Genomic DNA, 6,115 nt, shown 5'->3' with positions numbered 1-6,115 from the left:
CCCTCTTCCCCTCCACGACCCCCTTCCGATCCCCGCCCGCGCCGCGGGCCGCTCCCTCTCCCCGGAGGCAGCCGTCGCCGAGGCCCTCACCCCGGCCCGGGAGCCTCAGCCCCGGTAGGCCCCCGCCGGTGCTTCACCTGGAGCGCCGGGACGGCGACCACGCCGTCCCGGACATCGGCGATGATGCGGTAGTCCCCCACCCGATAACGCCACAGGTCACCGAGCCGGTCGCCCTTCAACGCCTCCCCGAGCCCACGCGGGTCCGAGGTCCCCTCGATCCGCTCGCCCGGAAAGGAGGATGCGCCGCGCCGCCTGAGAATCCGGCCTGCGCAACTCCCGTTGGGCGTCGTCGTGGAGTTCAACCCTCCAGGTCATGTTCCGCCGTCACTTCCGAGAGGGGGACGGTGCCGCTGCGGCCCGCGCGCAGGTCTTCGAGGCGGCGCTCGGCCACGTAGATCTCTTCGAGTTCGTCCAGGTGGGCGACGATCGCCTCACGAACGTAGAAGCTCTTGGACCGACCGGTCTCCCTGGCCAGGGTTTCGAGTCTTTCCTCGATCTCCGCCGGAAGTCCGAGTGCCGGCACGAGCCACCTCCATGGTCGCCGTACAAGTACAGCCCCTTGCTTACAGCCCCTCGGCTCCCGACGCGCCCCGAGTCCTCGGCTCCGGCCGTCGGGTGGCCGGATGCGGCCAGATGGGGACCGGGTACCCGGGGCGGGTCGGGTCGGTGCGGTGGGCGCGACGTGGGGGTTCGGCGCCCTTGATGGCAAACATGCCAATATCACTCAGAGATCCTGAATATTGACAGAAAGTGGCGATCTCCTCTGCAATATCGCCACCGTGTCCGATCGCCTCACCCCCGCTCACGGAGGCATCCCGTGGAGACCACCCGTTTCCCGTCCCCCCGGCGCGCCCGCATCCCCTCGGGCGTCCGCCGCACCCTCGTCCCCCTGACCGTCGCCGCCCTCCTGCTCGGCACCCTGGCCGCCGGGAGCGCCACCGCCGAACCCGAGTACGACCTGTACGTGGTGGACGGCGCGAGCACCCCGCAGGACCGCACCGCCATCGCCGCGACCGGCGCCGCCATCGACCAGGTCGCCGCCGACGAGGTCCTGGTCACCGCCACCCCCGACGACGCGGCCCAGATCGCCGCGCTCGGCTTCGGGGTGGAGGTGCTGGAGGTCCCGCAGCCCTTCGCCGGTCCCGATCCCGGCTACACCACCTACCCCGAGCTCCTCGACTTCGTCGACGGGGTGGTCGCCGACCACCCCGACCTGGCCGTCTCCTCCGTCATCGGCACCTCGCACCAGGGCCGCGACATCATCGCCGTCAAGATCAGCGACAACGCGGCGACCGACGAGGACGAGCCGGAGGTGCTGTTCACCCACTCCCAGCACGCCCGCGAGCACCTGACCGTCGAGATGGCCGTGTACCTGCTGGACCTGCTCACCGACGGGTACGGCACCGACGAGCGCATCACCGGGCTGGTCGACGACCGCGAGATCTGGATCGTCCCCAACGTCAACCCGGACGGCTCGGAGTACGACATGGCGGGCACGAACTGGCGGAACTGGCGCAAGAACCGCCAGCCCAACCCCGGCTCCTGGTACGTCGGCACCGACCTCAACCGCAACTGGGACTACAACTGGGGCTGCTGCGGCGGCTCCTCCGGCAGCCCGAGCAGCATCACCTACCGCGGCCCGGCGCCCGAGTCGGCCCCGGAGGTCCGGGCGGTGGCCGACTTCGTGCGCGGCCGGGTCGTGGACGGCGAGCAGCAGATCACCGCCGCCATCGACTTCCACACCTACAGCGAGCTCATCCTGTGGCCGTTCGGCCACACCTACTCCGACGTCACCGACGGGATGACCCGCGAGGAGTACGACACGCACGTGGCGCTGGGCACCCACATGGCCGACGCCAACGGGTACACGCCCCAGCAGTCCAGCGACCTCTACATCACCGACGGGACGATCAACGACTGGCTGTGGGGCGACCAGGGGATCGTCAACTTCACGTACGAGATGTACCCCCGCTCGGCCTGGGGAGGCGGCTTCTACCCGCCGTCGTCGGTGATCGAGCGGGAGACGTCGCGCAACGAGGAGGCCGTGCTGCGGCTGCTGGACTACGCCGACTGCCCGTACCGGATCATCGGCGAGGAGGAGGCCTACTGCGGCTGACCTCCGCCCCGCCGCGAACACGTGGACGGCCCCTCCCCCGAGTCGATGAGGGGGAGGGGCCGTTGCGCACCGCGGACGAGAGGGTGAAGGCGGAACCCGCCCGCGGCGGTCTGCGGGACCGGTCCGACCGGTCGGCTACGCGCCGGGGACCGGCTCGAACTCCTTGACCGCGTTGATCGCCGGTCCGTGCGGGGTGTTGGCCTCGCGCTCGATCATGACCTCGACGAGCACCGGGCGGGAGGTGGCCTTCGCCTCCTTGCGGGCCCACTCCAGGGCGTCGCGGATCTCCCCCGGCTCCCAGACGCGGCGGCCGGCGCAGCCGTACGCCTCCATGATCTTGACGTTGTCGGTGCCGTACTCGTCGTAGTGGATGTCCACCTGGTAGTTCATCTCGTAGGGGATGGACGCCTGGCGGATCAGGCCCAGGTACTCGTTGTTGAGCATGATGATGACGTACGGGACGTTGTACTGGGCGGCGACGGCCAGTTCCTCGACCATGTACTGGAACCCGTAGTCGCCGACGATGCCGACGACCTCGGCGTCCGGCTCGGTCTCCTTCAGCGCCTTCTTGACGCCGATGGCCGCGGGGATCTCCCAGCCCAGCGGGCCCGCCTGGCCGCAGATCTGGTAGCGGCGCGGCTTGTACGCCTTCTGGTGCTGGCCGCCCCAGATCTGGTACAGGCCGATGGCGGTGACGAAGTAGGTGTCCTCGTCGAAGACCTCGTTGATCTCCTTGTAGACGCGCGGCGCCTTGACCGGCACGCTGTCGAAGTCCTCGCGCCGGGTCAGGGTGGCCTTGAGCTCGCCGACCCGGTCGACCCAGCCCCCGACCTCGGCCCGGGCGCCGCGCCGCTCGGCCGCGGCCAGCAGCTCGCGCAGGAACAGGCGGGCGTCGGAGACCACGCCCAGGTCGGGCTCGAAGACCCGGCCGATCTGGGTGGCCTCGATGTCGACGTGGATGAACGTGCGCTCGCCCCGGTAGACGTCGATCTGCCCGGTGTGCCGGTCGGCGAAGCGCGCGCCCACGGCCAGGACCAGGTCGGACTCCAGGAACGAGGCGTTGCCGTACCGCTGGGAGGTCTGCACGCCGGTCATGCCCGCGTACAGCGGGGAGTCCTCGTCGAAGGAGCCCTTGCCCATGAGGGTGACCTGGACCGGGACGCGCAGGTACTCGGCGAGTTCGCGCAGTTCCTGGGAGGCCTCGGCCAGGATGACGCCGCCGCCGGCCAGGATGAGCGGGCGCTCCGCCGCCAGCAGCAGGTCCAGGGCCTTCTCGACCCGGGGCAGGTGGGGTTCGACGGTGTTGACCTTGAGCGGGGCGTCCAGCTCGGGGTCGTAGTCGATGACCTGCTGGGCGACGTCCACGGGGATGTCGATGAGGACGGGGCCCGGGCGGCCCTCGCGGGCGATCCGGAACGCCTCGCGGAAGATCCACGGGGCGGTCGCCGCCTCCTTGATCTGCACCGCCCACTTGGTGACGGGCTTGGCGATCTCGACGATGTCGACGGCCTGGAAGCCCTCCTTGTCCAGCAGGTCGGTGCGCTGCTGGCCGGTGATGCAGACGATCGGGATGGAGTCGGCGATCGCGGTGTACAGGCCGGTGATCATGTTGGTCCCGGCGGGGCCGGAGGTGCCGATCGCCACGCCGACCCTGCCGGTGGTGCGCGACCAGCCGTCGGCCATGTGGGTGGCGCCCTCCTCGTGGCGGACGGTCAGGTGCTCGATCCCGCCGACGTCCTCCAGCGCCTTGTAGAGGGGCAGGATGGCGGCGCCGGGGCAGCCGAAGGCGGTGTCGACGCCCTCGTCCTTCAGGACCTCGACGACCGCGTTCATCGCAGGCATCCGTGTCATGGCTGTTCCTTCAGTGCTAGGGAGGGGGCTGTGGGGCGGGCCGGGCCCGGCGGGTCCCGCGGTGCGGCCAACACGCGCGATCGCCGGGGCGGCCCGGGGTGGACGGGCGGCGGGGTGCTCTGCCCCGCCGCGCGGTCCGCGGACGGCTGCTACTGCTCGCGGCCGGAGAGCTGCTCGACGATCTTCAGCAGCGCGGAGTGGTCGAGCCCGCCGTGGCCCTGCTGCTTGAGGGCGGCCACGTACTGGGCGACCTGGGAGCCGAGCGGGATCGCCACCCCGGCGGCGTGCGCGGAGTCGGTGACGATGCGCATGTCCTTGTCGTGCAGGGCGATCCGGAAGCCGGGGGCGAAGTCGCGCTCGCGCATGGCCCTGCCCTTGCGCTGGAGCACGGTGCTGCCCGCGAGCCCGCCGCCCAGGACCTCCAGGCCGGCCTCGGTGTCCACGCCGTGGGCCTCCAGGAAGACCAGGGCCTCGGCCAGTAGCTGGATGTTGCCCGCGACGATGAGCTGGTTGGCGGCCTTGACGGTCTGCCCGGCGCCGTTGGGGCCGACCAGGACCGGGGTGGTGCCCAGGACGTCGAAGAGCGGGCGGGCCGCCTCGAAGTCCTCGGCGGCGCCGCCGACCATGATGGACAGCTTGGCCTCGATCGCCCCGGCCTCGCCGCCGCTGACCGGCGCGTCCAGGACCCGGAACCCGCGCTCGGCGCCGGCGGCGGCCACGGAGCGGGAGACGTCGGGGCGGATGGTGCTCATGTCGATGATGAGCGTGCCGGGCTTGGCGCTCTCGAACACGCCTCCCTCGCCGAGCAGCAGCGCCTCGACGTCCGGGGAGTCGGGGACCATCGTGACGACGGCGTCGGCGTCGGCGACCGCCCCGGCGACGCTCCCGCCGCGCAGACCGCCCTCGGCGACGAGTGCGTCCACACGGTCGGGGGTGAGGTTGTGGCCGGTGACGGTGTATCCGGCGCGGACGAGGTTGACGGCCATGGGCAGGCCCATGATGCCGAGCCCGATGAAGGCGACCTTGCGAATGGACACGGGGTTGGACACGGTGTGCCCCTTCCTGTTCGTGGCTGTGGCTGTGGCTGTTGCGGTTGCTGCGGGTGCGGCCGGTGCGCGGCTCAGCGCAGGAAGCCGAAGCTCTGCTCGGTGGGGACGGTGGGCTTGTACTCCAGGCCCACCAGGCCCTGGTATCCGCCCTTCTGGGCGGCGGTGAGGAGGTCGTCGACGGGCAGTTCGCCGGTACCGGGCTCGCCGCGGCCGGGGGCGTCGGCGATCTGAACGTGCCCGAACTCGGCGGCGTGGTCGCGGACCACGGCGGCGACGTCGTCGCCGTTGGCGGCCAGGTGGTACAGGTCGGCCAGCAGGGCGACGTTGTCGGCCCCGGCCGCCCTGGCCTTCGCGACGAAGTCGAGGCCTTCGCGGGCGGTCTTGAGCGGGTAGTCCTCGGCGCCGCTGAGGGGCTCGATGAGGACGGTGCCGCCGACCCGGGCGACCGCCTCGGCGGCGGCGACGGTGTTCTCCAGGGCCAGGCGGTCCTGTTCGGCGGGGTCCACTCCGGCCTGGCGCAGGCCGTACAGGGCGTTGAACCCGGTGGTGCCGGTGCGCTCGGCGATCGCGGTGACGACGTCGAGGTTGGCGCGGAACTCGGCGGAGCGCGCGGGCTGGGAGAGCACGCCCCGGTCGGGCCCGGGCAGGGCGCCGGCGAAGAAGTTGAGGCCGGTCAGGCGCACGCCCGCGGTGTCGATGGCGGCGATGAACGCGTCGACGTCCTCGCGGGGCGGGGTGGCGCTCTCGAAGGGCCACCAGAACTCGACGGCGTCGAACCCGGCGTCGCGGACGGCCTGGGGGCGCTCGTTGAGGGGCAGTTCGGTGAAGAGCATGGAGCAGTTCACCGTGTACCCGAGGGTGTGGCTCATGCGCAGCCTCCGTCAGGATTTCCACAATGTGGAATTTGCTTTTCGCTTTAAGGAATGATTTGAGTGTGCGTCCGGTCGCCCCGGTTGTCAACACCCCGCCCGCCGCCACCCGCCCCGGCCGATCCCGGCGACCCCGGCACCCCCTCGGGCCACAGGCGCCTCCGTACGTT

6 protein-coding genes are annotated in these 6,115 nt (G+C 71.4%); 1 reads left to right on the top strand and 5 read right to left on the bottom strand.

The genetic code is table 11. From position 1 onward, the window contains the following. Positions 1-86: 86 nt before the first annotated feature. Both QJS33_RS31455 and QJS33_RS24880 read right to left on the bottom strand, forming a co-directional pair. A complete protein-coding gene (locus tag QJS33_RS31455) occupies positions 87-239 on the bottom strand; it encodes a type II toxin-antitoxin system RelE/ParE family toxin (RefSeq protein WP_372339712.1) in 153 nt (50 codons plus the stop codon). A gap of 119 nt (positions 240-358) precedes the next feature. Beyond that, entirely contained in the window at positions 359-583 is a 225-nt protein-coding gene (locus QJS33_RS24880; RefSeq protein ID WP_306370491.1) for a TraY domain-containing protein, read from the bottom strand. A gap of 294 nt (positions 584-877) precedes the next feature. Here QJS33_RS24880 and QJS33_RS24875 point away from each other — a divergent pair, with 294 nt between their 5' ends. Further along, positions 878-2,176 (top strand): M14 family metallopeptidase, encoded by a 1,299-nt coding sequence (locus QJS33_RS24875; protein ID WP_306370490.1) that lies wholly within the window; start codon positions 878-880, stop codon positions 2,174-2,176. 135 nt (positions 2,177-2,311) lie between these two features. Here QJS33_RS24875 and gcl read toward each other — a convergent pair whose 3' ends face one another. The 3 genes from gcl to QJS33_RS24860 form a co-directional block, all read right to left on the bottom strand. Then, complete coding sequence (gene gcl, locus QJS33_RS24870) at positions 2,312-4,027, bottom strand: glyoxylate carboligase (protein WP_306370489.1); 1,716 nt, start codon at positions 4,025-4,027, stop codon at positions 2,312-2,314. 149 nt (positions 4,028-4,176) lie between these two features. Further along, on the bottom strand, positions 4,177-5,064 hold the full coding sequence (locus tag QJS33_RS24865; protein WP_306370494.1) for a 2-hydroxy-3-oxopropionate reductase: 888 nt from the start codon (positions 5,062-5,064) through the stop codon (positions 4,177-4,179). Between the two features lie 83 nt (positions 5,065-5,147). Next, complete coding sequence (locus QJS33_RS24860; RefSeq protein ID WP_306370488.1) at positions 5,148-5,945, bottom strand: hydroxypyruvate isomerase family protein; 798 nt, start codon at positions 5,943-5,945, stop codon at positions 5,148-5,150. Between the last annotated feature and the right edge of the window lie 170 nt (positions 5,946-6,115).

The sequence above is a fragment of the Nocardiopsis sp. CC223A genome, from assembly GCF_030766825.1.
In the GTDB taxonomy this organism is placed as follows: Bacteria; Actinomycetota; Actinomycetes; order Streptosporangiales; family Streptosporangiaceae; genus Nocardiopsis.
The sequence above is the reverse complement of the archived record's forward strand: the minus strand, read 5'-3'. Positions and strand labels throughout refer to the sequence as shown.